The following is a 23,720-nucleotide window of genomic DNA, read 5'->3' as shown; positions in this document are numbered from 1 at the left end:
CGATGAGCACGGCCAGCCAGCCGTCCGCGCCGCACGTCGCCGACAGTCACGACCTGATCCGCGTGCAGGGCGCGCGGGTGAACAACCTCAAGGACGTCAGCGTCGAGATCCCGAAGCGCCGGCTGACCGTGTTCACCGGGGTCTCCGGCTCCGGCAAGAGCTCGCTGGTGTTCGGCACCATCGCGGCCGAGTCGCAGCGGATGATCAACGAGACCTACAGCGCCTTCGTGCAGGGCTTCATGCCGACGCTGGCCCGGCCCGAGGTGGACCTGCTGGATGGCCTGACCACCGCGATCATCGTGGACCAGGAGCGGATGGGCGCCAACTCCCGCTCCACCGTCGGCACGGCCACCGATGCCAACGCGATGCTGCGCATCCTGTTCAGCCGGCTCGGGCAGCCGCACATCGGCCCGCCCAACGCATACTCCTTCAACGTCCCGTCGGTGAAGGCGACCGGTGCGATCACCGTCGAGCGCGGTGCCGGCAAGACGAAGACCGAGAAGGCGACCTTCAACCGTCTCGGCGGCATGTGCCCGCGGTGCGAGGGCATGGGCGCGGTGACCGACATCGACCTGTCGGCGCTCTACGACGACAACCTCTCGCTCAACGAGGGCGCGATCACCATCCCGGGCTACAGCATGGAGGGCTGGTACGGCCGGATCTTCCGGGGCTGCGGCTACTTCGACCCGGACAAGCCGATCGCCAAGTTCAGCAAGCGGGAGCTGCACGACCTGCTCCGCCGGGAGCCAACAAAGATCAAAATCGACGGGATCAACCTGACGTACGCGGGCCTGATCCCGTCGATCCAGAAGTCCTTCCTCGCCAAGGACATCGACGCGTTGCAGCCGCACATCCGCGCCTTCGTGGAGCGTGCGGTGACCTTCACGACCTGTCCCGAGTGCGCCGGCACCCGGCTCAGCGAGGAGGCCCGGTCGTCGAAGATCAACGGTAGGAACATCGCCGACGCGTGCGCCATGCAGATCAGCGACCTGGCCGCCTGGGTACGCGAGATCGAGGAACCGTCGGTGGCCCCGCTGCTGGCGGGCCTGCAACACCTCCTCGACTCGTTCGAGGAGATCGGGCTGGGCTACCTGTCGCTCGATCGGCCGTCGGGCACCCTCTCCGGCGGCGAGGCCCAACGCACCAAGATGATCCGCCACCTCGGCTCCTCGCTCACCGACGTCACCTACGTCTTCGACGAGCCGACCATCGGGCTGCACCCGCACGACATCCAACGGATGAACGAGCTGTTGCTCCAACTGCGCGACAAGGGCAACACCGTGCTGGTCGTGGAGCACAAGCCGGAGGCCATCGCCATCGCCGACCACGTCGTCGATCTCGGGCCCGGAGCCGGCACCGACGGCGGCACGGTCTGCTACGAGGGCACCGTGGCGGGCCTGCGGGCCAGCGGCACCATCACCGGCCGCCACTTCGACGACCGGGCGACTCTCAAGGAGACGGTGCGCACGCCCACCGGCAAGCTGGAGATCCGGGGCGCCACCGCCAACAACCTCCAGGACGTCAGCGTCGACGTACCCCTCGGGGTGCTCGTCGTCGTGACCGGCGTCGCCGGCTCCGGCAAGAGTTCGCTCGTGCACGGGTCGATCCCGGCGGGCGCCGGGGTGGTGTCGATCGACCAGGGGGCCATCCGCGGCTCACGGCGCAGCAACCCGGCCACGTACACCGGGCTGCTCGACCCGATCCGCAAGGCGTTCGCGAAGGCCAACGGGGTGAAGCCGGCGCTGTTCAGCGCCAACTCCGAGGGCGCCTGCCCGAGCTGCAACGGCGCGGGCGTGATCTACACCGACCTGGGGATGATGGCCGGCGTCGCCGCCGAATGCGAGGACTGCGAGGGCAAGCGGTTCCAGCCGTCAGTGCTCGAATACCGGCTCGGCGACCGCGACATCAGCGAGGTGCTCGCGATGTCGGTGACGGAAGCCGAGAAGTTCTTCGGCGCCGGCGAGGCCCGTACACCGGCCGCGCACGCCATCCTCGACCGGCTCGCCGACGTCGGTCTCGGCTACCTGAGCCTGGGCCAGCCGCTCACCACCCTCTCCGGCGGCGAGCGGCAGCGGCTCAAGCTGGCCACCCACATGGCCGAGAAGGGCGGCGTCTACGTCCTCGACGAACCGACCACCGGCCTGCACCTGGCCGACGTCGAGCACCTGCTCGGCCTGCTCGACCGCCTCGTCGACGCCGGCAAGTCGGTGATCGTCATCGAGCATCACCAGGCGGTGATGGCGCACGCCGACTGGATCATCGATCTCGGCCCCGGCGCCGGCCACGACGGTGGCCGGGTCGTCTTCGAGGGCACACCGGCCGACCTGGTCGCCGCCCGCTCCACCCTCACCGGTGAGCACCTGGCGGCGTACGTCGGCGGCTGACGATCGACGCTCACCCGACCGGCCGTTGTTCGCGCCGTCCGGCGCCGACCACGAGGGCTGCGCAGCTGACGCTGACCAACCCGAGGACGATGGTGGTCGGGGTGACGTACCCGGGCACCGACGAGGTGACGTACGTGCCGCCACCGCTGAGGCGGCACTCGAAGTGCAGCGGCAGGAAGTCGACGTCGTACCCGACGACCAGGCTTGCCATCTCCGGCCCGGCCTGACGGCAGGGCTCGACCGGGGAGGATCCGGCGCCACCGTCCTCGGCTTGCAGCACCGCGTAGCCGAGGTGGAGCAGACCCCAGGCGTACATGGCGACGGCGCCCGCCCCGACGAGGAGCGCCGTCGCCCGCAGGCGAGGTGACCGTTCACGATTCCTGAAGACCGCGCGGAGCCCACGGACGGTGAGGACGGTCGCGATGACCGCCCCAGCCAGCGCCGCGAGAAGCAAACCGAGAAACAGCATGGTCGACATTGTTGATCTCGTGGCGTCGCGGGTCGTCGTGGGGTGCGCGAGCGCCCACTGCCAGCGCCGGTGTTCGCCCCGGGCATGGGGGCTGTCCTGCCGGCGGCTGTCCTGCCCTGCCGGTGGGCATGCGGCCCACCATGAAGAAGGCTCCCGACCGAATCGCCGGTCAGGAGCCTCTCGTGACGGTCGAACTTTTCAGCGAGTGTGCCCCCGGCAGGATTCGAACCTGCGCCCCCGCCTCCGGAGGGGGGTATGCCTTCCGGTCGTGTACCCGCCCTGACCTGGCCCGGCGTGAGCGACAGTGCGGCGGCGGGGGCAACTTTGGCACGCATATGGCACAGCGGCTCACTCCGGCGGCTCTGCCGCCTTGCTTGGCTGCTCGCGCCACTGCCCGCCGTCGGCGGAAATCAGCCGCCGGACCATGTGCCGTGCCTCGTCCTCATTGCCGAAGTTCCAGCGCCGAACCTCGCCAGTCTCAGAGCTGCCCGACCTAGCCACGACGTGCCATCGGATCTCACGAGCAAGCCAGATGTCACGACGCGTGAGTCGGCCCCAAGACCCGTTCCACCACCGCCCTAGCTGCTCTCTCACACAGGGGATCGTACAGACGTACGAAGGTCCCACGAACCTTGATCGGCTTAGTAGCCTCAATGCCATGATCGCCCGACCCCCCTTCCCTCGCTCGTGGCCGCTGCGACTCGCGATCATCGCCGCGCTCGTTGCGACAGGATGCCTGGCGGTGCCGGCAGGATGGGCAGTCGTGAAAACGGCACAGGCCGGCAAGGGTGAAGCCGACCCCATCGCCGCCGCGAACGCATACCTGCTGGCGGCGTTCGCGGAGTACGGAGACGGCTTCGGCGTAGAACGCTGCCTCTGCGACAGTCGCCGCGATGACCTCTTAAAAGAGACAAGCCGAATGCGTGAAGTGATCAAAGCAACCGGCAGGAGCATCAAAGTGGAGTCATCCGATTGGAAGCAGCTTGACGGCGACGGGACTGTTTCCGCGACGATAAAACTTCGCTTCTCCGAAGTTGCTACCGATGGGCAGCCCATCTTTGTAGTCGGCACGGGCCACGAATGGCGCTTTAAGACAAAGCAAGAGCGGGGCATTGACGGCGGCTGGAAAGTCTGCCGCATCGATGCCCCGCCGCTGTGTGGTACCCATATCCGCTGTTAATTGTGAGCGTGCAATTTCCCCATCGCAAGCAGTATTTGCCCTGCGGCGCGATCAGGATCGGTGGTCCCGGTATCAATGCGCAAGTCCGCCTCTATGCTTTCGGTGCTATCCCAGGCGCTCAGTCGGGCAGGCACGTCTCCTGTGTTTCGCCCGCGCATCCGTTGTTCGGCTATGTCTCGGGCGCACCAGAGATACACAACTAACCAAGCGATTGAGCGATCGGCATCCCGTACGGCCTCGATAGCCGCGCTTTGCCCGAGGTGTAGCACCGGTACCCCGGAGGCCGAATGCGTCGATAGGCCGGTGCGGTCGACCGCGTAAACCGCACCATACCTACGATTCTCCCAAACGATTTCGCCTCTATCGGCAAGGTCTGCTAGTTGCGATTCGCTGATCACCCGATAGCCATCGGTGCGCCCGCCGCCGACCTTCAAACGCTTGAAGAGTGAGCAGCGCGTGTCGGCGCTGTGAAGGGCCTGCGTCACCGTGTCTTTGCCGGCAGCGGGCGGTCCGTAAAGGATGATGCCAACCCTCACTGCTCGGCCTCTCCGCCCATAACCTCACGGAGAAGTGTTCTCGCCTGCGCCTTGAGCGGTGCACCGGAAATGCAATTGTTGATCAGCATGTGCGGAACTGGTGGCCTGAAATCTAGATTGATCCGGCCAAGGTAACCATCCCAGTCTGCGAGCTTTGCTGCATCGCGGGCGGCTCCCCGACGCCGGATATAGGTCTGCATGCTTCCTTCGTCGCAATAGACCCAGACGAAAGTAACGGCCGCGTTCTTGTCGACAAAAGATGACCGCGTGCGGTCTAGCCAAGCCGAATCGTTGAATTCGGCAATGAAAGGCGCAGTGATGATGGCACTGTTGCCGCAAGCGACGTTTTCGGCTGCGGCTTCCATCAGGGCTTCATACTCTCGTGGCCTCAACAGTTTGAGGTACTGCTCAGATTCTCGGTCATGCGGAGATAGTCCAATCAGCTCTAGCGCGGCCTCAAGAACCGGACGTGTCAAGGTGTCCTTGTCCAGCATTGGCCAGCCTGTCTCGCGAGCGAGTATCCGGCCCAGCTCGGTTTTACCGCTGCCGGCGTACCCCCCGACGATTAGGACGCGTGGCGATTGAAGGCGGATCTCATTTCTCTTCGACTGGTCCGGAGCGTGCACTACGCGCTTAGAGCGAGATTTGCTGACCACTAGCCCCTCTTCGGCCAACAGTCGCATTGCCTCAGTAATGGTAAAGACGCTCACGCCCCACTGATTGGCAAGTTCACGCGTCGAATCAAGCACCTGGCCATCGCGAAGGGTGCCTGACTCAATGTCGTTGCGGATAGTCCGGGCCACCTGTTGATGAAGCGCCTCAGAGCGAGACAGCCGGGGATCAGGGGTTGGCATGGGAGTCCTCTCGCGGTCAGACAGGAGCAGCGGAAGCCTACCAGCGACCTATCAGATGGTAGGTCCGCTGCCGCTGTTGCCGCAGCTCAGGCGCGTCTTTGAACCTAACAGTTGACCCGTCGGCATATCAGTTGTTAGGTTGCGTACGTCACACAAGCCGGCAGGCAGCCGGGGAAGGCAGCCCCTCACGGAGCTGCACGCCCACGAGCCTCCGCGCAGTCGTTCATTGAGAACTTCACAGCAGAAGCGCCGCGTAGATCCGTCTGCGGCATCCCCGCCTTGAGCCACACGGTGGCCGACCCCGGTAGATCCCGGGCGAGCGGGGCGAGCGGGCCGGATCCGGCGCGCGGCATGGACTTCTGCCTCTCTATTTCTGTTCACCCCGGGGTGCGGCCGGTCTGGTCGCACCCCGGGCTTTCCCCCACTTCATTGACTTCATCGGAGGTTCCCCCGTGCGTACGCACCTTGCCCCCGTCACCGCCGAACCGACCGCCGCCGACCTGACCGCGATCGACGCGGAATGGCCGCTGATCGCGGCCGAGCTGGACCTGTTGGACGCCGAGATCACGCTGCTTTACGCCGAGGACCACGGCGGCCCGTCGCCGCTGGACTGGCGGCGGTTGCGCCGGGCCGAGGCCCGTGTCACCCGCGCCGCCGCCGACACCGCTACCCGTACCGACCCGCGTCGCGCGGCCTGATGGCTCGCATCCGCGCCGCCTTTCACGACCCGGACGGGGCGCGGTACGGCATCCCCACCTACTGGTGGCGGGGTGCCCCGCCCGGCTACGCCACCCGCCGTCAACTGACCGCCGCTGGCCTGCGCCCGGGTGGTCAGCCGATCGCCGCTCAGGTGCTCTGGCGCGGCGTTGGTGGCACCCGCACCGCCTACCTGTACCGCCTCGACCTGGCCGCGCCGAAGCGCACCGCGACCCCCGCGCAGCGCGCCGCGATCGGCAAGGCACTCACGGCCCGCCGCACTTGCCCGACCTGCCACACGGTGCGGCCGTACTTCATCCCGCGCTCGCTGGGCGAATGCCTCGCGTGCGCCTTCCCCCAGGAGGACGCAGCATGACCGCCCCGACCATCAACGGCACCCGCTACCCCCAACCGATCGAGGACCTGTTGCCCGCCGCCCGCGCGCTGGACCTGCCGGACGGGGAGGCGTTCCCGTCACGGAACCGGCTCATGCGGGAGTTCCGCATCGGCGCACCGAAGGCCGGCGAACTGCTCGCACTGCTCAAGACCGAGCCCGCCGCGCCGCCGGCCGACACCACCGATCAGGTCATCCCGGACCCGACCCCGACGCCGGCCGCACCCGAGGCCGCGCCGCCGGTCGTACCGGACCCGACGCCCGCGCCGGAGATCACGCCGCCGACGCCGCCGGCCGAGGTCGCGCCGGTCAGTCGCCCGGACACGCCCGCCCCGCCCGCGCCGACCCGCCGGTTGAGCCGGGGGGAGCGCCGGGCCGAGCGGATGCAGGCAGCGCGGGACGCGCTGATGCAGGGACGGACCCGCCGGGTTCAGGAGTGGACCGCGAAAGCTGCGGAGGCTCGGCAGTTGCGTCGACTGCTGATGGACCCGGACGTGCAGGCGGTCCGGTTGATGCGCCAGCGGGCGCGCTGGACCGCGATGGCGTGGTCGGCGCTGCTGTTCGCGCTTGCGTTCACGATGGTCAACGTTCAGCGGTTCGCCGCCGGACACGCCGAGCCGTGGTCCCCGACGTGGCTGGTCGCGTGGTTGGTCGACCCGGCGTTCTCCATCCTGCTGGTCGGCCTGCTCATCGCCCGAGGGCAGCTCTCCGCAGTCGGGCGCAGCGTGCACGAGCGCACCGTCCGCAAGGTCGAGTATGGGCTGCTGGCCAGCACTGCCGCGATGAACGTCATGCCGTCGCTGACCGAGGCGTACCCGGGCGGCTTGCCTGAGCAGGGCATGCAGGTGCTGCTTCACCTGCTCATTCCCGGTCTGGCGTTCGCGTCCGCCCTGGTGATCACCCTCGTGCAGGACCACTTCTCCGCTGCCATCGCGAACCTGACCGACACCGAGTAGCCCCGCCCGGCGGCGCAGCCCTCATGGCCTGGAAACCAGTGCTGCGCCGCCGGTCTCACCCCGTCCGTCTTGCAGACATCCAGGAGAGGTCACTGATGTTGTCACCCCTGCGGGCGCTGCGGAAAGCAGCGACCCGACTGCGGCCCCGCCGCCCGATCTGGCTCGGCACGCCGCTGCGCGCCACGATCACCGCCGCTGCGTGCGGCGGCTACATCCTGCTCATTGACTACAACCAGGGCACCGAGTGGGTCGACCTGCCGATCCGCATGGAGGACTACGACCGGCCCGATGAGCGGGAGTTCACCACCGTTGCCGCCGCGCTCACCGCGCGTGGCCTGATCCGCACCACGCCGTGGCAGATCGACGCCTACGGCCGTCTGTGCGCCCCCCTCGCTGTCATCCGCACCGGGAAGGAGTCCCGATGAGCGCCCCGAACAACGAGCCCGGCGACCGTTTCGACTGGCAGGCCGCCGAAAACGATCTCACCACCGGCCCGGATGCCGAGGTGGTCGACCTGGACGACGCCCGCGCCCGCCGGGTGCCCCGCCCCCGCCCCCCGGCCGACGACGACACCGGCGAGGACGCCGAGACGGTCGACGACGGGCCGGAGCGCCTCGGCGGGTTGGTCGACGCGGCCGAGGACATCCCGCCGGACGTGTTGGCCCGGCAGCGCGAGCGCCGGCCGATCCTGGCCGAGTGGGCGCGTTCGTGGCGCGGCCTGCGCGCGGCGGCCCGGCACCAGAGCAAGGACGCCGGCTACGTCACCGCCTACCACGCGGTGCGGCTGCCGAAGTATGCCGCGAAAACCGCTGTGTGGGCACCGGTTGGGCTGTTCCGCGGCCTCGGTCGGGCGGTGCACTGGGCCAGCGCCGAAGAGGGCAACTGGCACTTGCGGCAGGCTGCCGCGACGCGTGGTGAGGCGGACGTGTGGCTCAAGCTGGACGCCCGGCGGCAGCGCCAGAGCGTGTGGCGGTGGTGGGTGCTCGCGGCCAGTGCTGGTGCGACCGTGACCGGGGCGATTGTCCTGGCCATGGGTCCGCCGTGGTGGCGCTACGTCGCGTTGGCGGTGGTGGTGCCGCTGCTGGCCACGCTCGGTCGACCGGCGGACAAGCCGCTGACCGACCGGGTTACCGAGGGCACCCGGTACCGCAAGCTGACCGCCGAGCTGGTGCGTCGGGCGTTGACCTCGTTGCAGATGGCCGCGATCAACTCGGCGGTTGCCAAGGACCCGAAGGCGATCAGCTTCCCGGTGGACATTCACCGCGACGGCCCCGGGCACCTGGCCGTGGTCGACCTGCCGTACGGGGTGGAGGCCGCCGAGGTGGTCGCCCGGCGCGGCCGGCTGGCCTCAGCGATGCGGCTACCGCTGGATCAGGTGTGGCCGGAACCGGCACCCGGTCACACGGGCCGGCTGGCGTTGTGGGTCGGGTATGAGCCGGCGTCGCAGATGAAGCAGCCGGCCTGGCCGCTGCTGTCGGAGTCGGCCAAGGTGGACGTGTTCAAGGCGTTCCCGTTCGCCACCACCCCACGGCTGGACACGGTCGCGGTTGACCTGATGTTCCGCAACTACCTGTTCGGCGGGCAGCCCGGGTCGGGGAAGACGTTCGCGCTGCGGGATCTGATCCTGGCCGCCGCCCTCGACGCCCGTACCGAGATCCGAGGCTACGAGTTGAAGGGCGTTGGCGACTTCGCGGTGTTGGAGCCGGTCATGGCCGAGTACGGCAACGGCTTTGATGACGACACCCTCGCCCGCTGCTTCGCCTTCATCGAGTGGCTGTATGAGGAGTGCCGCCGCCGGTCGAAGCGCATCGAGCACTACGCGCGGTTGGGCAAGGCACCCGAGAACAAGGTCACGCCCGAGCTGGCCAGCCTCAAGGGGTCCGGGTTGCACCCGCTGGTGGCGTGGTTCGATGAGCTGCAAGAGCTGATGACCAGCAAGTACGGCAAGGACGCCGGGGACATCCTGGAAAAGGTCATCAAGCTCGGCCGCGCGTTGGGCGTGATCATCCTGATCGGTACGCAGATCCCCGACAAGGACAGCTTGCCGACCGGCATTACCCGCAACGTCAACTCGCGGTTCTGCCTGTCCGTTGCTGACCAGACGGCAAACGACATGATCCTTGGCACCTCGGCCTATAAGAACGGCTACCGGGCGACGGTCTTTCAGCCGGTGGCCGAGGCGGGGTGGGGCATCCTGCGCGGGTTCGGTGCGAAGGCGTCGGCGGTGCGGTCGTTCTACGTCGACACCACCGCCGCCGCCCGCATCGTGGCCCGCGCGGTGGCGCTGCGGACCACGGCGGGGACGCTGCCGAAGCTGGACGAGCAGACCCGCGATGTGGCCCCGGTCGCGGACGTGCTGGGTGATCTGGCGCGGGTGTGGCCGGGCGATGAGAAGGCGGTGTGGAACGAGACGCTGTGCGCGCTGCTGGCCGAGCTGCGGCCCGACGTGTACGGCGGGTGGGAGGCGGCGCAGCTCACCACCGCGCTCAAGCCCCACCCGCTGGTGAAGGTCGGCGACGTGGGCCGGCGCATCGACGGTAAGGCCACCACCCGGCGCGGCATCAAGCACCCCGACGTGCTCGCCGCGATTGCGGAGCGTGACCGGAAGCGGTCCGCCGGATAACCCGCCGCGAGGGTGCTAGCGCTAGCGGTCCGTCCTGCTAGCGCTAGCACCCTCGCTAGCACCCGATCCGAATCATGAGCTGCGACCTAGCAGATAGCAGCTCACGGCCCCGTGCACCCAAAAACCGGCCCGGGAGGCACTTGTGAACCCCCACCTGACCGCCGCTATCGTCCTCGTCGCGATCCCCGCCCTGATCACGCTCGGTTACGCCGGGCTGTGCTGGGTCAAGCCCGTCAAGACCTGCCAGCGGTGCGCCGGCACCGGCCGAATCACCACCCGCGTGCTGCGCCGGCCGCGTGCCTGCCGCCGCTGCGACCGAGGCCACCGGCTGCGCACCGGCCGACGCGTCTACAACCACTTTCACCGCCTGCGCGCCGAGGCCAACCGATGAACCGCCGCACCCGCGACGGGCACACCGACTGGTGCGGCAAAGACCACCGCTGCGGCCTCGGTGAGCACCGATCCGACGAAATCGTGGTCGACGTTGCCGGCCGCGCCCGTGCCGTCCTCGTGCGGGTGCGCACCGCCGCCGGGCGGGAGCACGCCGAGGTGCGCGTCAGGGTGGCGCTCGCGCCGTCCGATCTGGCCGCCCGCCGGCAATTGGTCGGGTTGCTCGGTGACCTGCGGCAGGCCGTGACCCGCGCGGCCATCCTGAGTCGCCCCCGACCCGGGCGGGCGGCCTGATGGCCGGGCCTCACGGCCTGGAGGTGTGGCTCATCGGCACCCGCGCCGAGTTGGACGCCGCCACGGCCGCGCTGACTGACGCCGGGCACGTGGTTCAGCGCGGCACCCGCCACGCGCTGACCGGTGCCGATGCCGGCCGCTACCGGCTCTATCTGCGCCTGAGCGTCGCCGCCGGACGGCGGTCGACCGGCCGTGGCGCGGTGGTCGACCTCGCCGCCGAGCGCGCGTCACGCCGCCCGGCGTGACCTCCATCCCCCCTGAGCCTTTGGGAGATGCCCCATGCCTGACCTGTTGACCGCCGCGCTCGCGCACGCTGCGCGCGGCTGGCACGTCTTTCCGCTGCGTCCCGACGATCAGCCCGACAACCCGGATGCGGCCAAGCGGCCCGCGTTCCCGAACCGCTGCACCGCCGAGCACTGCCCCCGCCTCGACCCGCGCTGCCGCGCCGCCGGCCGTCACGTCGGTTGGGAGGAACGCGCCACCACCGACCCGCAGCGCATCCGCCGGGCGTGGTCGACCCGCCCCTACGGGATCGGCATCGCGTGCGGCCCGTCCGGGCTGGTCGTGGTCGACCTCGACGTGCCCAAGCACGCCGACGACACCCCGCCGCCACGGTGGGCCGGGGCGTGTGACGGCTTGGACGTGTTCGCCACCCTCGCCGCCGCGCACGGCGGCATCGACGCCACGTACACCGTGACCACGGCCAGCGGCGGCAGCCACCTCTACTACCGCCACCCCACCGGCACGGCGTTGCGCAACACGACCGGCGACCGGGGCGGGCTGGGGTGGAAGGTCGACACCCGCGCCCACGGCGGCTACGTCGTGGGCGCCGCAAGCACCGCCGCCGGCCACCCCTACGCGGTGGCGCTGGACTGCGACCCCGCGCCGCTGCCCGCGTGGCTGGCCGGACTGCTCGCCCCCGCCCCGCGACCCGCGCACCGGCCCGCCCCGGTAGCGCTGCCGCCGGATCGGCGCGGCGCGTACCTAGCGGCAGCGATCCGCCGGCAGGTCGACCACCTCACCGCAGCACCGGAGGGGCAGCGCAATCACGCCCTGTTCGCCTCAGCCGTGGCGCTCGGGCAGCTCGTCGCCGGGGGAGCGCTCACCGACGCCGACGTGACCGCCGTGTTGGAACCGGCCGCGCTGTCGCTCGGCCTGCCCGCCGGGGAGGTCGCCCGCACGATCGCGTCCGGGCTGCGGACCGGGGCGAACAACCCGCGCACCCTCTCCGGGGTGGGGAGGGCGGCGGCATGACGACCCGGTTGCAGATCGGCTCCGGTCCCGAAACGATCCGCGTGCTCAAAGCCGCGCTGGTCGACGGGCTGCTACCCGACACCTACGTGTCCGCCGGTTCCCTGGTGCACATGGAGGCCGTGTCCGGTGGGCTGGCGACCGCCGCCGATGAGGACTCGCCGCTGCCGGTGTCGGCCAGCATGGTCAACCCTGCCGGGCTGGCCGGGCTGCTTGCCGAGCACGCCTACGTGTACCGGCTCAAGACCCGCAAGAGCGACACCGGAGATCCCGAGGTCTACGAAGACGAAGTGACCCCACCTCGGGACATCCTGTCGTCGGTGCTGGCCGGGAAGACGTGGCCTGGGGTGCCGCCGCTGCGCGGGATCATCGGTGCCCCGGTGCTGCGCCGGGACGGCACCCTGTTGCAGCAACCGGGTTACGACCCGGCGACCGGCCTCTACCTGGCGTCTAAGGTGGCGCTGCCGCCGGTGCCGGACGAGCCGACGCCGGAGCAGGTAGACGAGGCGCGCACGTTCCTGCTCGGCCGGTTCCTGCGGGACTTCCCGTGGGCATCCGCTGCCGACAGGGCCAACTACGTGGCGCTTCTGGCCACGCCGATCCTGCGGCACTTCACCCGCTCCCTGACGCCGTTCGCGCTGATCGACGCCACCATGCCATCCAGCGGTAAGACGATCCTGACCGCTGGGCCGGGGATGCTCTATGGGCAGCGGGTCATGACGTGGGCGTACTCCGATGAAGAGTTGCGCAAGTCCATCACGGCGGTGCTGGCCGAGCAGGTCGGTGTGGTGATCTGGGACAACCTGGCCGAGGGAACCGTCATCGACTCGGCCGTGCTCGCCCAGCTCGTCACCTCCGGTGTCTGGTCCGACCGGCAGTTGGGTGCGTCGCGCAACGTCGCCACCGTCAACGACCGGCTATGGATGGCCACCGGCAACAACCTCCAAGTCGGTGGCGACATGGCATCCCGCACCGTGCGGGTACGGCTCGACCCGGACATGCCCCGCCCCGAGCTGCGCGACCAACGCGGGTTCGGCATCCCTCACCTTGACCAGTGGATCACCGACCCGGCGAACCAACTCACCGTCCTGTGGCACCTGCTGGTGCTGGTCCTCGATTGGACGCGCCGGGGTGCACCTCGGGTGTCGGGGTTGTCGATGCGGCAGTTCACGCCATGGGCGCAAGCCCTCGGCGGGTTTCTGGCGCATCACGGGATCGATGGGTTCCTGACCAACGCGGCGGACATTCGGGAGATCGATGAAGACGAAACGCGCTGGCGCGCGTTCCTCACTTGCTGGCACGACCGCCACGGCGGCCGTGCGATGACCGCCGCCGAGCTGCGGCAAGACGGCGAGCCGATGCACCTCGGTAGCGACGTGAACGACCCGTGGGATGGGCAGTTCATCACCACCCACAACGGCCGGCTACCCAACCCGCTGCAACTTGGCCGACTCCTGACCGGGCAGGCCGGGCGGTGGCGCGGTGACCACGTTGTCCGGGCCGGCCGCAACGACCGGGGCGACCGGGCCGTGTTCTGGGTCGAGCAGCACGAGGGGTGAAACCCGCTGAACCATCTCCGCATCTCCGCAACGCCGCACCGACCCCTCACCACCTGGGGAAACACTCTGCGGAGATCAGACCAGAGAGGATCATCGATCTCCGCATCTCCGCAACCAACTGCGGAGATCCCGGCTCTTTGCGGAGATGACCCCTCACCACCCCGCTCCATCTCCGCAAGCATTTGCCCAGCTCACAGCCATGTTTGCGGAGATGCGGAGATGCGGAGATGGTTCAGCCGCTCTGGCGCAGCACAACCGACCGGCCGCGACGGACCACGGACGCGGCCCGCTGAGAGCCACACAGCCGATCCGGCCCTATGTCTTACTCCAACCCTGCCCGGATCTTGCGTCTACGGCGCTCTCAGCGGGCCGTCCTACGCCATCCTGCCGCACCACCACCCCGACCCTTCTCGGCTTGCCCATGTGAGCCGGAGGGCCATCAGCGTTCGAATCGGGGCGTTGCGCGCCCCTTCGTGGAAGGACGCCCTATGGCCACCCCCGCAAACCGACACCTCACCATCTCCGATGTTTGCGACGACCTTGGGATTAGCCGGTCGACCTTCTACGACTGGCGCGCAAAGCGCAAAGGTCCGCCCGCCCGGAAGCTGCCGAACGGAGAAATCCGGATCGAGCGGCGCGACTACGAATCCTGGCTTGAATCGCTCTATGAGGAGGCCGCTTGAACACCACCTATGACGTACGCATCTGGACGACCGAAACGTACGAAGGAAAGAAGGGGCGCACTTACCGTGTTCGCTGGCAGGTTGCCGGTCAGCCACGTAAAGAGGTGTTTAAGACAAAGGCTCTCGCGGAAAGCTTCCGGTCTGAACTGGTAACGGCTGCTCGAAAGGGCGAAGCGTTCGACGTCGAATCGGGGCGTCCGGTCACCATGCGGCGTGAAACAGTTGCCATGTCGTGGTATGACCTGGCGTGTTCATTTGCCGATATGAAATGGCCGCACGTGGCTGCCACGACTAGACGCACTCACGCCGAAGCGCTGACCGCGCTTACCGTACTCATGCTGACTAATGGAAAGGGGCGACCAGACGGCAAGCTGCTTCGCCACGCCCTGGGCCGTTGGGCATTCAACACCGCCCGCCGCAACGCCGAGGACATGCCCGCCAACGTGGCGAAGGTACTCAGTTGGGTTAAGCGGAACACTCGTGACGTGGCAAGCCTTAGCCGCGCGGAAGTGCTGCGGCCGGTGCTGGATGGCCTCACAGTGCGACTCGACGGTGCACCGGCCGCGCCGAGCGTCATCAGTCGCCGCCGGAAGATTTTTAACACGGCAATCGAATACGCAGTGGAAAGGCGCGTGCTGCTGGCAAACCCGCTGCCGCAACTGAAGTGGAAGCCACCAAAAACCGTTGTGACGATCGACCGGCGATCAGTGGCCAACCCGGTTCAGGTGCGAACGCTGCTGAACGGGGTGCGGGAACAGGGGCGCATTGGTCCGCGCATGGTCGCCTTCTACGCCTGCCTCTACTACGCGGCTATGCGACCGGAGGAAGCGGTTCGCCTCGCAAAGCCGAACCTTCACCTACCGGAAGAGGGCTGGGGAGAATTCACGCTCGACGGAGCTAACCCGCACGCGGGTCGGGAATGGACCGACAGCGGAAAGAATCGGGACAGCCGCCAGCTCAAGCAGCGCGCCCGAGGGGAGACGCGAACGGTTCCCTGTCCACCCGAACTAACCGCAATTATCAACGCCCATATCGAGCTATTCGGATACGGCCCGGACGGCCGGTTGTTTGTGGGGGAGCGCAACAAGGAGGAATTGCCCAAGGGGACAATCAACCGTGTGTGGCGGTGGGCGCGTGCTGCCGTGTTCACTCCCGAGGTCTACGCCTCCCCGCTGGCACGCACCCCGTACGACCTTCGGCATGCTGCCGTATCGACACAGCTCAACGGGGGAGTGCCGCCGACGCAGGTAGCCGACTGGGCCGGACAGTCGGTGGAGGTGTTGCTCAGGATCTACGCCAAGTGCCTAGACGGTGGTGAGGCCGCTCTCCGGCAGCGCGTCGAACGAGCGTTCGGCCACGACTGACCGAGCCTCCGAACTTTGGCAGGGATATGGCACAGACACCCGCCACGGGCCGGTGACGGCCGGACACAGCCGGACACACGACTAAGGCCCTTGACCGGGTTTCCCCTGGTCAAGGGCCTTTTCGTGCTGGTCATGGATGGTGCCCCCGGCAGGATTCGAACCTGCGCCCCCGCCTCCGGAGGGCGGTGCTCTATCCCCTGAGCTACGGGGGCTCAGCGACTGGAGAAGACTAGCAAACCTCCTGTGCGTACGCCGAATCGGTATCGGGTGAGCCGATCGTGTCGGACCGGCCCACCCGGCGCTCAGGCGGCTACCGCCCGTCCGCAGCTTGGCAGCGGGTGCAGGACGATCCGCCGGGGGAGTCGGCGGGGCCACTCGTTGCGGGGCCAGGAGCCGTCCACGATCAGGTGCACGGTGCGCTGTTCCTCGCCGCTGAGCCGCAGCACGAAGTCGCGGGGTAGCGGCGGGTCCACGGTCGGTGTGGTGATCATGAAGCGGACCCGGCCGCGGGACGAGACGGCGGAGATCACGTCGGCGGCCGGCATCGTGCCGCGCAGCCGGACCCGGCCGATCCAGTAGACCTCCGCGAGGTGCTCCTGGGCGGCCCGGGTGATCGCCGGGTACTCGCTGCGGACCCAGCGCTCGACCGCACTGACGCAGAGCCCGCAGGCCCGCTCGCGCGGCTCCCGCGGACCCAACCCCCAGGCCCGCAGGTACGCCCCGACGGCGCCGGCGTCCAACGGCAGGTCGAAGCGCCGCTGGATGAGCGTGGTGAGGCTCTGCCGCGTCCACAACTCCTCGTCCAGGCCGAACTCGTCGGGGTGGACGCCCCGCAGCGTGTCGATCAACTCGAGTTCCTGTTCGCGGCTGAGCATTCCCGGCTCGCCCTGCCGCTGTCCGCGACGGACGGCTGCCACCGCCCCGTCACCACCGATGGTGTGGCGTCGGCACCAGCTGGTGACCGAACGCCGTGCGTCTCTGAGTGCAACCCCCACGTCTTGGGCAACGAGCCCGAATCGCAACTGGTCACGATATGTGTGGAGAAAACTCTCTAAGCAACGTAATCGCCCGTGCCTCGCGATAACCCCACAAGGGACAAAGGGTATCTTTCGGGGCACAAGCCGCCCTGCTCGCGCCTTGATCGACTCGGGTTTCAGGAAGCCGTGGTGTCCCGCTCACGTCGACGCCCCAGTTTCCTGAAACCCGAGTCGATCATCCGCCGGGTGACCGGGTGACCGGGTGACCGGGTGACCGGGTGACCGGGTGGTCGGGTGGTCGGGTGGTCGGGTGGTCGGGTGGCCGGTGGCCGGTGGCCGGTGGCCGGTGGTCGGGTGGTCGGGGTGGTCGGGGTGGTCGAGTGGCCGAGTGACCGGGGCCGGGGAGGGGAGCGGGGGTCGGGGCAGGTGGCCGGGGAGATCGGGTCGTCGGGGAGTTCGGAAGGCGGGGAACAGCGTGCGGTGGTCGGGGCGCATGCCGACGGGCGGGTCCGTTGATCGACTCGGGTTCTTGAAAGTTGGGGTGTCGCGGTCGCCTTGACAGCCCGGCTTTCTGAAAGCCGAGTCGATCACCGGCGAGGTGCGAGGTGGCGGGGAGGGCCGGGGCGCTGGGAAACGTCGGGACGCCCGGGTGGCGGGCAGGCCCGATGGGGCGGGGGTAAGGCGCAAGCTGGCCGGTGGGCGTTGATCGACTCGGGTTTCAGGAAGTCGTGGTGTCCCGCTCACGTCGACACCCCAGTTTCCTGAAACCCGAGTCGATCAAGGGCGGGGCCGGGCGTGGGCGGGGCTGGGCATGGGCCGGGCGTGGGCCGGCATGGGTCGGGCGGGGCTGGGCGTGGGTCGGGCGGGGCCGGCATCGGTCGGGCGGGGCCGGGCGTGGGTTGTCGGGCGTGGGTCGGGCGTGGGTTGTCGGGCGTGGGTCGGGCGTGGGCAATGGGCCGGGTGCGTGGGCTGGGCATCGGCAGGTATGGCTGGTACGGGGCGGGCCCGCGTCCCGCCATCGTTCGGCGGAGACGCGGGCCCGGTGTGCCCGTGGGTCGGTCAGCCCTTGGCTGCCTGGGCCTGGAGCTGCCGGAGGTTGTTCAGTTCGGTCTGCTGGGTGGCCTTCATGGTGTTCGCCACCCGCAGCACCTCGGCGTTGTCGGTGGCGCCGAGCGCCGCGTCGATCATGTGGATGCCGCCCAGGTGGTGGTCGTACATCAGGGCCAGGAACTGCCGGTCGACATCGATGCCCTGAGCCTCGCGCAGGGCGGTCATCTGTTGCGGCGTGGCCATGCCGGGCATCAGACCGTCCTTGACGGTGGCACCGTCGGACATCCACGACATCGGCGGCTTCGACCCGGTCGGGCTGAGGCCCCACTCGCGCAGCCAGGTCTGCATGGCGCCGATCTCGCCCTGCTGCCCGGTGGCGATGTCGACAGCGATCTGCCGCACCTCGGGGAGGGTCGCCGACCGGTACGCGATCAGGCTCATCTCCACCGCCTGCGCGTGGTGGGTGGTCATGTCCCGGGCGAAGCCCGCCTCGACCGAGGCGTCACCGGGTTGGGTGAGCCGCGGGGTGAGCAGACCGCCTGCGTACCCGAGGAGGAGCCCCACCACCAGCATGATGGCGAGCGCCAGCACGCCGTAGCGCGACGCCGGGGCCCGGCCACCCTCGTCCGGGGTGGCCGGGATGTCGTCGTGCTCGCTGTCGGTGGTCGCCGGAGCGGTCATTGCGGTCCTTACTGGGTGGGCTGCTGAAGCTCACGCGGCGTGGTGCCGGTGGCGGTGATGCCGGTGTTGCAGAGCGCCGTCGGGCCCTCGGCGGAGGCGTTCACCCGCAGGTCCTTGATGAACTCGTCGATCCGCGAGTCGTCGGCGTTGTCGACCTTGAGCTGGTAGCCCCAGGCCTGCAGCGAGATCGGCTTGTCCAGGCCCTCGTACGGGCTCATGAAGGTCTTCTCGACGCCGCGCACCTTGCCGGCGAGCTTGTCGACCTGGTCCTTCGGCAGGTCGGGGCGGTAGGTGATCCACACCGCGCCGTGCTCCAGGCTGTGCACCGCGTGCTCGTTGGCGATCGGGGCGTCGTACACGTCGCCCATGCAGTTCTGCCAGGCGGCGTTGTGCACCCCACCCACCGGAGGCGAGTAGTTCCAGGTCAGCGGGCCCGACTTGTGCGACTCGTACTTCAGGCTGTCCGGGTCGGACTTGCGGATGTTGACGATGCCGTCGATGGCGTTGGCCCGCTTGTCCCACGGCTTGGAGCCCTGGAACGACGCCCAGGCGCCGTACCCGATGATGCCGGCAGCGAGCACGCCCACCGCGACGAAGAGCGCGATCGGACCCCAGGCGCGGCCCTGGCTCACCTTGACCGGGGTGACCGGCTTGCGCGGGCCCTTGCCGCCGGCCCGGGGGGAGCCTGCCGGCTTGCCCGCCGGCTTGCCGGAGCCGGCCTTGGCGCCGGACGCCGGCCGGCCTGCGGCCGGCTTCTTGCCGGTGCTGACCACGGTCGGGCGGCGCTCAGGGCCACCCGGGGTGCTGATGCTCATCGTGCCTCGTCAAGTCGGTCGGTCAGGGGAGTGGCGGGCCGGATGACGCGCAGGGGAGCCGCCGAGTGCCCGAGTCTACCCCCGATAACATGGATGGGTGACTCCTGCAGAACTAGCCTCGGTCGTCCTTGCCGCCGCCCACGCCGTCTTCGACCAGCGTGGCCTCGACCGCGCCGCGTTGCCGGCGAGCACGGTGGTGGAGCGACCGCGCAACCCCGAGCACGGCGACTACGCCTCGACGCTCGCGCTGCAGTTGAGCAAGAAGGTGGGCGTCCCGCCCCGGGAGTTGGCGACGGCCCTGGCCGACGAGCTGGGTCGGGCGGCGGGTGTGAAATCGGTGGAAATCGCCGGGCCAGGCTTCCTGAACATCCGGCTCGACGCCGCTGCCGCCGGTCAACTCGCGCGGATGATCGTCGAGGCCGGCTCGGAGTACGGCCACAGCGACCGGCTCGCCGGCGAGAAGATCAACCTGGAGTTCGTCTCGGCCAACCCGACCGGGCCGGTGCACATCGGCGGGGTCCGTTGGGCGGCCGTCGGTGACGCGCTGAGCCGGCTGCTGCGGGCCACCGGCGCGCAGGTCGGCACGGAGTACTACTTCAACGACGCCGGTTCGCAGATCGACCGGTTCGCCCGGTCGCTGCTCGCCGCCGCCAAGGGCGAGCCGGCTCCGGAGGACGGTTACGGCGGGGCGTACATCGCCGAGATCGCCAGCGAGGTGCAGGCCCGCCGGCCGGAGGTGCGCTCGCTCGACGACGACGCCGCCCAGGAGATCTTCCGGGTCGAGGGCGTCGCGCTGATGTTCGACGAGATCCGCAGCTCGCTGCGCGACTTCGGGGTGGAGTTCGACACCTACTTCAACGAGAAGGACCTGCACGACCGGGGTGAGCTGGACCTCGCCCTGGCCCGGCTGCGCCAGCAGGGACACCTGTACGAGTCCGAGGGCGCCACCTGGCTGCGTACCACCGACTTCGGTGACGACAAGGACCGGGTGCTGCGCAAGTCCAACGGCGAGTGGACGTACTTCGCCGCGGACTGCGCCTACTACCTGGACAAGCGCGAGCGCGGGTTCGAGCGGGTCGTGATCATGCTGGGCGCCGACCACCACGGCTACATCGGCCGGATGAAGGCGATGGCCGCCTGCTTCGGCGACGACCCGGAGCGCAACCTGGAGATCCTCATCGGGCAGCTGGTCAACCTGCTGCGCGACGGCGCCCCGATGCGGATGAGCAAGCGGGCCGGCACGGTGATCACCCTGGAGGACCTGGTCGAGGCGATCGGCGTGGACGCCGCCCGGTACGCGTTGGCCCGCTACTCCAGCGACTCGCCGATCGACATCGACATCGAGCTGTGGACCCGGGCGACCCGCGACAACCCGGTCTACTACGTGCAGTACGTGGCCGCCCGGACGGCGGGCGTGGCCCGCAACGCCGCCGAGGTGGGGCTGGTTCCGGGTGACGCCGAGGCGTTCCGCCCGGAGCTGCTCGACCACGAGAAGGAGAACGAGCTGCTCAAGGCGCTCGCCGAGTTCCCGGCGGTGGTGGCCACCGCCGCCGAGCTGCGCGAGCCGCACCGGGTGGCCCGCTACCTGGAGGAGAGCGTCGCCGCCTCCTACCACCGGTTCTACGACAACTGCCGGGTGCTGCCGCTGGGCGACGAGGAGGTCACCGACCTGCACCGCGCCCGGCTCTGGCTCAACAACGCCACCCGCACGGTGATCGCCAACGGTCTGCACCTGCTCGGCGTCTCCGCCCCCGAGAGGATGTGACATGAGGGCTCATGAGGCTGGTGCGCTGCACGCGGACATCAGCAACCAGGGGCCGGCCTGGCTGCGTACCCCTGCCGACGTCAACGCCCTCGTGCCGGCGCTGTGGCCGCGCAGCGTGACGCGCGGCGCGGACGGCGCGGTCGCCGTCGCGGGCCTGAGCGTCCGCGACATCGCGGCCGAGTTCGGCACCCCGGTGTACGTCCTGGACGAGGCCGACCTGCGCTCGCGCTGCCGTGACTTCCGGGCGGCCTTCCCGACCGAGGACGTCTACTACGCGGGCAAGGCGTTCCTCTGCCGGGCGGTGGTCCGGATGATCGCCGAGGAGGGCCTGCACCTGGACGTCTGCACCGGCGGCGAGTTGGCCACCGCGCTGTCGGCCGGGATGCCGCCGGAGCGGATCGGCTTCCACGGCAACAACAAGTCGGTCGCCGAGCTGGGCCGGGCGCTGGACGCCGGGGTGGGCCGCATCATCGTCGACTCGTTCACCGAGATCGACCGGCTCACCGCGCTGGCCCGCGAGCGCGGGGTCCGGCCCCGGGTGCTGGTCCGGGTCACCGTGGGCGTCGAGGCGCACACCCACGAGTTCATCGCCACCGCCCACGAGGACCAGAAGTTCGGCTTCTCCCTCGCGGGCGGGGCCGCCGCGAACGCCGCGTTCAAGATCCTCGACGAGGGTGTGCTGGAGCTGCGCGGTCTACACTCGCACATCGGCTCGCAGATCTTCGACGCCAGCGGCTTCGAGGTCTCGGCCCGCCGGGTGCTCGCCCTCCAGGCGCAGATCCGCGACGCGCGCGGGGTGGAGCTGCCCGAGCTGGACCTGGGCGGCGGCTTCGGCATCGCGTACACCACCCAGGACGACCCGGCGACACCACAGGATCTGGCCAAGCGACTTCGCAAGATCGTCGATTCGGAGTGCGCCGCGGAGAACCTGGCGGTGCCGCACCTGTCGATCGAGCCGGGCCGGGCCATCGTCGGGCCGGCCGTGTTCACCCTCTACGAGGTCGGCACGGTCAAGGATCTCGACGGCCTCCGGACGTACGTCAGCGTCGACGGGGGGATGAGCGACAACATCCGCACCGCCCTGTACGACGCGTCCTACTCGGCGACGCTGGCCTCGCGCGCCTCGACCGCGCAGCCGTTGCTCGCCCGCGTGGTGGGAAAGCACTGTGAGTCCGGGGACATCGTGGTGAAGGATGAATTCCTGCCCGCCGACGTGCAGCCCGGAGATCTTGTCGCAGTGCCCGGCACCGGTGCGTACTGCCGAAGCATGGCCAGCAACTACAACCATGTGCCCCGGCCACCGGTGGTCGCGGTGCGCGACGGCCAGGCGCGCCTGATCGTCCGGCGGGAAACCGAAGAGGACCTGCTCGCATTGGATGTTGGATGACGTCACCTGTGCGCTTGGCGCTGCTCGGCTGTGGCACTGTCGGCCAGGAGGTGGTCCGGCTGCTGCACGAGCAGTCGGCCGACCTGGCCGCGCGGATCGGCGCTCCGCTGGAGATCGCCGGCATCGCCGTCCGCCGGCTCGGCCGCGACCGGGGTGACCTGCCGGTCGCCGAGGACCTGTTCACCACCGACGCGCTCGGCCTGATCAAGCGCGACGACGTCGACGTGGTGGTCGAGGTGGTCGGTGGCATCGAGCCGGCCCGCGGCTGGCTGGTCGAGGCGCTGCGCGCCGGCAAGAGCGTGGTCACCGCCAACAAGGCGCTGCTCGCCGAGGACGGGGTGGCCCTGCACGAGGCGGCCGCCGAGGGCGGCGGCGACCTCTACTACGAGGCGTCGGTGGCCGGGGCCATCCCGCTGCTGCGCCCGCTGCGCGAGTCGCTGCACGGCGACCGGATCAACCGGGTCACCGGCATCGTCAACGGCACCACCAACTTCATCCTCTCCGCGATGGACGCGACCGGCGCCGGCTTCGCCGAGGCCCTCGACGAGGCCACCGCCCTGGGGTACGCGGAGGCCGACCCGACCGCTGACGTGGAGGGCTTCGACGCGGCGGCGAAGGCGGCGATCCTCGCCTCGTTGGCGTTCCACACCCGGGTCGGCGCCGCCGACGTGCACCGCGAGGGCATCACCGAGGTGACCGCCGCGGACATGGCCAGCGCCCAGGCCATGGGCTGCACGATCAAGCTGCTCTGCATCGCGGCCCGGGGCGTGGACCCCACCGGCCGGGAGACGGTCAGCGTCCGGGTGCACCCGGCGATGATCCCCCGCAGCCACCCGCTGGCCAGCGTCGGTGACGCGTTCAACGCGGTCTTCGTGGAGGCGGACGCGGCCGGGCAGCTGATGTTCTACGGTCGGGGCGCCGGCGGGGCGCCCACCGCCAGCGCGGTGCTCGGCGACGTGGTCGCGGTGTCCCGCAACCGGCTCGCCGGGGTGCGCGCGGCCAGCGAGAGCGCGTACGCGGACCTGGCGGTCCGGCCGATGGGTGAGGCGTTGACCCGCTACCACGTGAGCCTCGACGTGGCCGACCGCCCGGGTGTGCTGGCGTCGGTGGCGAGCGTGTTCGCCCGGCACGACGTGTCGATCGCGACGGTGCGGCAGGGCTCGGCGGGCGGTCCGGGGGGTCGCGACGGCGACGCCGAGCTGGTCATCGTCACGCACGTGGCCCCGGACGCCGCGCTCGCGGCGACCGTCGGCGAGCTGCGAGGGCTGGACATTGTCCGGTCGGTGACCAGTGTGCTGCGGGTCGAGGGCGACGCCTGAGTCGTTGCACCATCGACGGGACGGCTCGCGCGTCCCGTCAGGTGGGTTGGTCGGGGTCTGCCCTCGACAGCTCGGGCAGGTTGGTTCAAGGTG

Annotated in this window: 24 protein-coding genes and 1 tRNA gene; 18 read left to right on the top strand and 7 right to left on the bottom strand. The window is 69.6% G+C overall.

Annotated features, from left to right (window positions below):
* The first annotated feature begins 2 nt into the window (after positions 1 to 2).
* Positions 3 to 2,384, top strand: coding sequence for an excinuclease ABC subunit UvrA (locus tag QCZ28_RS29955; protein WP_279519754.1), 2,382 nt, complete (start codon positions 3 to 5; stop codon positions 2,382 to 2,384).
* A 10-nt stretch (positions 2,385 to 2,394) separates the two neighbouring features.
* Here the strand turns inward: QCZ28_RS29955 and QCZ28_RS29950 are convergent, their stop codons facing one another.
* Entirely contained in the window at positions 2,395 to 2,853 is a 459-nt protein-coding gene (locus QCZ28_RS29950; protein ID WP_279519753.1) for a hypothetical protein, read from the bottom strand.
* Positions 2,854 to 3,511: 658 nt separating this feature from the next.
* Here QCZ28_RS29950 and QCZ28_RS29945 point away from each other — a divergent pair.
* A complete protein-coding gene (locus QCZ28_RS29945) occupies positions 3,512 to 4,033 on the top strand; it encodes a hypothetical protein (protein ID WP_279519752.1) in 522 nt (173 codons plus the stop codon).
* On the opposite strand, the gene QCZ28_RS29940 is transcribed toward QCZ28_RS29945, so the two are convergent.
* Entirely contained in the window at positions 4,030 to 4,569 is a 540-nt protein-coding gene (locus tag QCZ28_RS29940) for a kinase (protein ID WP_279519751.1), read from the bottom strand. The two genes, QCZ28_RS29945 and QCZ28_RS29940, sit on opposite strands and share 4 nt — an antisense overlap.
* Positions 4,566 to 5,372 carry a GntR family transcriptional regulator gene (locus QCZ28_RS29935; RefSeq protein WP_279519750.1) on the bottom strand — a complete coding sequence of 269 codons (807 nt, stop codon included), beginning with the start codon at positions 5,370 to 5,372 and terminating at the stop codon, positions 4,566 to 4,568. The genes QCZ28_RS29940 and QCZ28_RS29935 overlap by 4 nt, the downstream gene beginning before the upstream one ends.
* Before the next feature lie 503 nt (positions 5,373 to 5,875).
* Here QCZ28_RS29935 and QCZ28_RS29930 point away from each other — a divergent pair.
* The 12 genes from QCZ28_RS29930 (at position 5,876) to QCZ28_RS29875 (ending at position 15,633) form a co-directional block, all read left to right on the top strand.
* A complete protein-coding gene (locus QCZ28_RS29930) occupies positions 5,876 to 6,121 on the top strand; it encodes a DUF6284 family protein (protein ID WP_279519749.1) in 246 nt (81 codons plus the stop codon).
* On the top strand, positions 6,121 to 6,495 hold the full coding sequence (locus tag QCZ28_RS29925) for an RRQRL motif-containing zinc-binding protein (protein WP_279519748.1): 375 nt from the start codon (positions 6,121 to 6,123) through the stop codon (positions 6,493 to 6,495). The genes QCZ28_RS29930 and QCZ28_RS29925 overlap by 1 nt, the downstream gene beginning before the upstream one ends.
* On the top strand, positions 6,492 to 7,469 hold the full coding sequence (locus QCZ28_RS29920; RefSeq protein ID WP_279519747.1) for a hypothetical protein: 978 nt from the start codon (positions 6,492 to 6,494) through the stop codon (positions 7,467 to 7,469). Before QCZ28_RS29925 ends, QCZ28_RS29920 begins: the two co-directional genes overlap by 4 nt.
* A 95-nt stretch (positions 7,470 to 7,564) precedes the next feature.
* Positions 7,565 to 7,894, top strand: coding sequence for a hypothetical protein (locus QCZ28_RS29915; protein ID WP_279519746.1), 330 nt, complete (start codon positions 7,565 to 7,567; stop codon positions 7,892 to 7,894).
* Positions 7,891 to 10,092: a cell division protein FtsK gene (locus tag QCZ28_RS29910; protein WP_279519745.1), complete on the top strand. Its 2,202-nt coding sequence runs from the start codon at positions 7,891 to 7,893 to the stop codon at positions 10,090 to 10,092. Before QCZ28_RS29915 ends, QCZ28_RS29910 begins: the two co-directional genes overlap by 4 nt.
* Positions 10,093 to 10,234: 142 nt before the next feature.
* Positions 10,235 to 10,483: a hypothetical protein gene (locus tag QCZ28_RS29905; protein WP_279519744.1), complete on the top strand. Its 249-nt coding sequence runs from the start codon at positions 10,235 to 10,237 to the stop codon at positions 10,481 to 10,483.
* Entirely contained in the window at positions 10,480 to 10,776 is a 297-nt protein-coding gene (locus tag QCZ28_RS29900) for a hypothetical protein (RefSeq protein ID WP_279519743.1), read from the top strand. The genes QCZ28_RS29905 and QCZ28_RS29900 overlap by 4 nt, the downstream gene beginning before the upstream one ends.
* The gene (locus tag QCZ28_RS29895; RefSeq protein WP_279519742.1) at positions 10,776 to 11,021 is read left to right on the top strand and encodes a hypothetical protein; all 246 of its coding nucleotides are present in this window, start codon (positions 10,776 to 10,778) and stop codon (positions 11,019 to 11,021) included. The genes QCZ28_RS29900 and QCZ28_RS29895 overlap by 1 nt, the downstream gene beginning before the upstream one ends.
* A 34-nt stretch (positions 11,022 to 11,055) precedes the next feature.
* Entirely contained in the window at positions 11,056 to 12,030 is a 975-nt protein-coding gene (locus QCZ28_RS29890; RefSeq protein WP_279519741.1) for a bifunctional DNA primase/polymerase, read from the top strand.
* Positions 12,027 to 13,586, top strand: coding sequence for a hypothetical protein (locus QCZ28_RS29885; RefSeq protein WP_279519740.1), 1,560 nt, complete (start codon positions 12,027 to 12,029; stop codon positions 13,584 to 13,586). Before QCZ28_RS29890 ends, QCZ28_RS29885 begins: the two co-directional genes overlap by 4 nt.
* A gap of 488 nt (positions 13,587 to 14,074) precedes the next feature.
* Positions 14,075 to 14,269, top strand: a complete 195-nt coding sequence (locus tag QCZ28_RS29880) for a helix-turn-helix domain-containing protein (protein WP_279519739.1) — start codon at positions 14,075 to 14,077, stop codon at positions 14,267 to 14,269.
* Entirely contained in the window at positions 14,266 to 15,633 is a 1,368-nt protein-coding gene (locus QCZ28_RS29875) for an integrase (protein WP_279519738.1), read from the top strand. Before QCZ28_RS29880 ends, QCZ28_RS29875 begins: the two co-directional genes overlap by 4 nt.
* 137 nt (positions 15,634 to 15,770) lie before the next feature.
* Here the strand turns inward: QCZ28_RS29875 and QCZ28_RS29870 are convergent.
* A tRNA-Arg gene (locus QCZ28_RS29870) sits at positions 15,771 to 15,845 on the bottom strand.
* A gap of 90 nt (positions 15,846 to 15,935) precedes the next feature.
* Positions 15,936 to 16,628, bottom strand: coding sequence for a winged helix-turn-helix domain-containing protein (locus QCZ28_RS29865; RefSeq protein WP_279519737.1), 693 nt, complete (start codon positions 16,626 to 16,628; stop codon positions 15,936 to 15,938).
* Between the two features lie 276 nt (positions 16,629 to 16,904).
* Here QCZ28_RS29865 and QCZ28_RS29860 point away from each other — a divergent pair, with 276 nt between their 5' ends.
* Entirely contained in the window at positions 16,905 to 17,126 is a 222-nt protein-coding gene (locus tag QCZ28_RS29860) for a hypothetical protein (protein ID WP_279519736.1), read from the top strand.
* A gap of 543 nt (positions 17,127 to 17,669) precedes the next feature.
* On the opposite strand, the gene QCZ28_RS29855 is transcribed toward QCZ28_RS29860, so the two are convergent.
* Positions 17,670 to 18,341: a DUF305 domain-containing protein gene (locus tag QCZ28_RS29855; RefSeq protein ID WP_279519735.1), complete on the bottom strand. Its 672-nt coding sequence runs from the start codon at positions 18,339 to 18,341 to the stop codon at positions 17,670 to 17,672.
* An 8-nt stretch (positions 18,342 to 18,349) separates the two neighbouring features.
* Positions 18,350 to 19,156 carry a DUF3105 domain-containing protein gene (locus QCZ28_RS29850; RefSeq protein ID WP_279519734.1) on the bottom strand — a complete coding sequence of 269 codons (807 nt, stop codon included), beginning with the start codon at positions 19,154 to 19,156 and terminating at the stop codon, positions 18,350 to 18,352.
* 97 nt (positions 19,157 to 19,253) lie between these two features.
* Here QCZ28_RS29850 and argS point away from each other — a divergent pair, with 97 nt between their 5' ends.
* The 3 genes from argS to QCZ28_RS29835 are packed head-to-tail and all read left to right on the top strand — an operon-like array spanning position 19,254 to position 23,627.
* The gene (argS, locus tag QCZ28_RS29845; RefSeq protein ID WP_279519733.1) at positions 19,254 to 20,921 is read left to right on the top strand and encodes an arginine--tRNA ligase; all 1,668 of its coding nucleotides are present in this window, start codon (positions 19,254 to 19,256) and stop codon (positions 20,919 to 20,921) included.
* A gap of 1 nt (position 20,922) precedes the next feature.
* Positions 20,923 to 22,308: a diaminopimelate decarboxylase gene (lysA, locus tag QCZ28_RS29840; protein ID WP_279519732.1), complete on the top strand. Its 1,386-nt coding sequence runs from the start codon at positions 20,923 to 20,925 to the stop codon at positions 22,306 to 22,308.
* Between the two features lie 8 nt (positions 22,309 to 22,316).
* The gene (locus QCZ28_RS29835; RefSeq protein ID WP_279519761.1) at positions 22,317 to 23,627 is read left to right on the top strand and encodes a homoserine dehydrogenase; all 1,311 of its coding nucleotides are present in this window, start codon (positions 22,317 to 22,319) and stop codon (positions 23,625 to 23,627) included.
* The last annotated feature ends 93 nt before the right edge of the window (positions 23,628 to 23,720 follow it).

It is taken from the genome of Micromonospora sp. DH14, from assembly GCF_029809455.1.
GTDB lineage: Bacteria > Actinomycetota > Actinomycetes > Mycobacteriales > Micromonosporaceae > Micromonospora > Micromonospora parva.
This window is presented reverse-complemented; position numbering and strand designations above follow the sequence as displayed.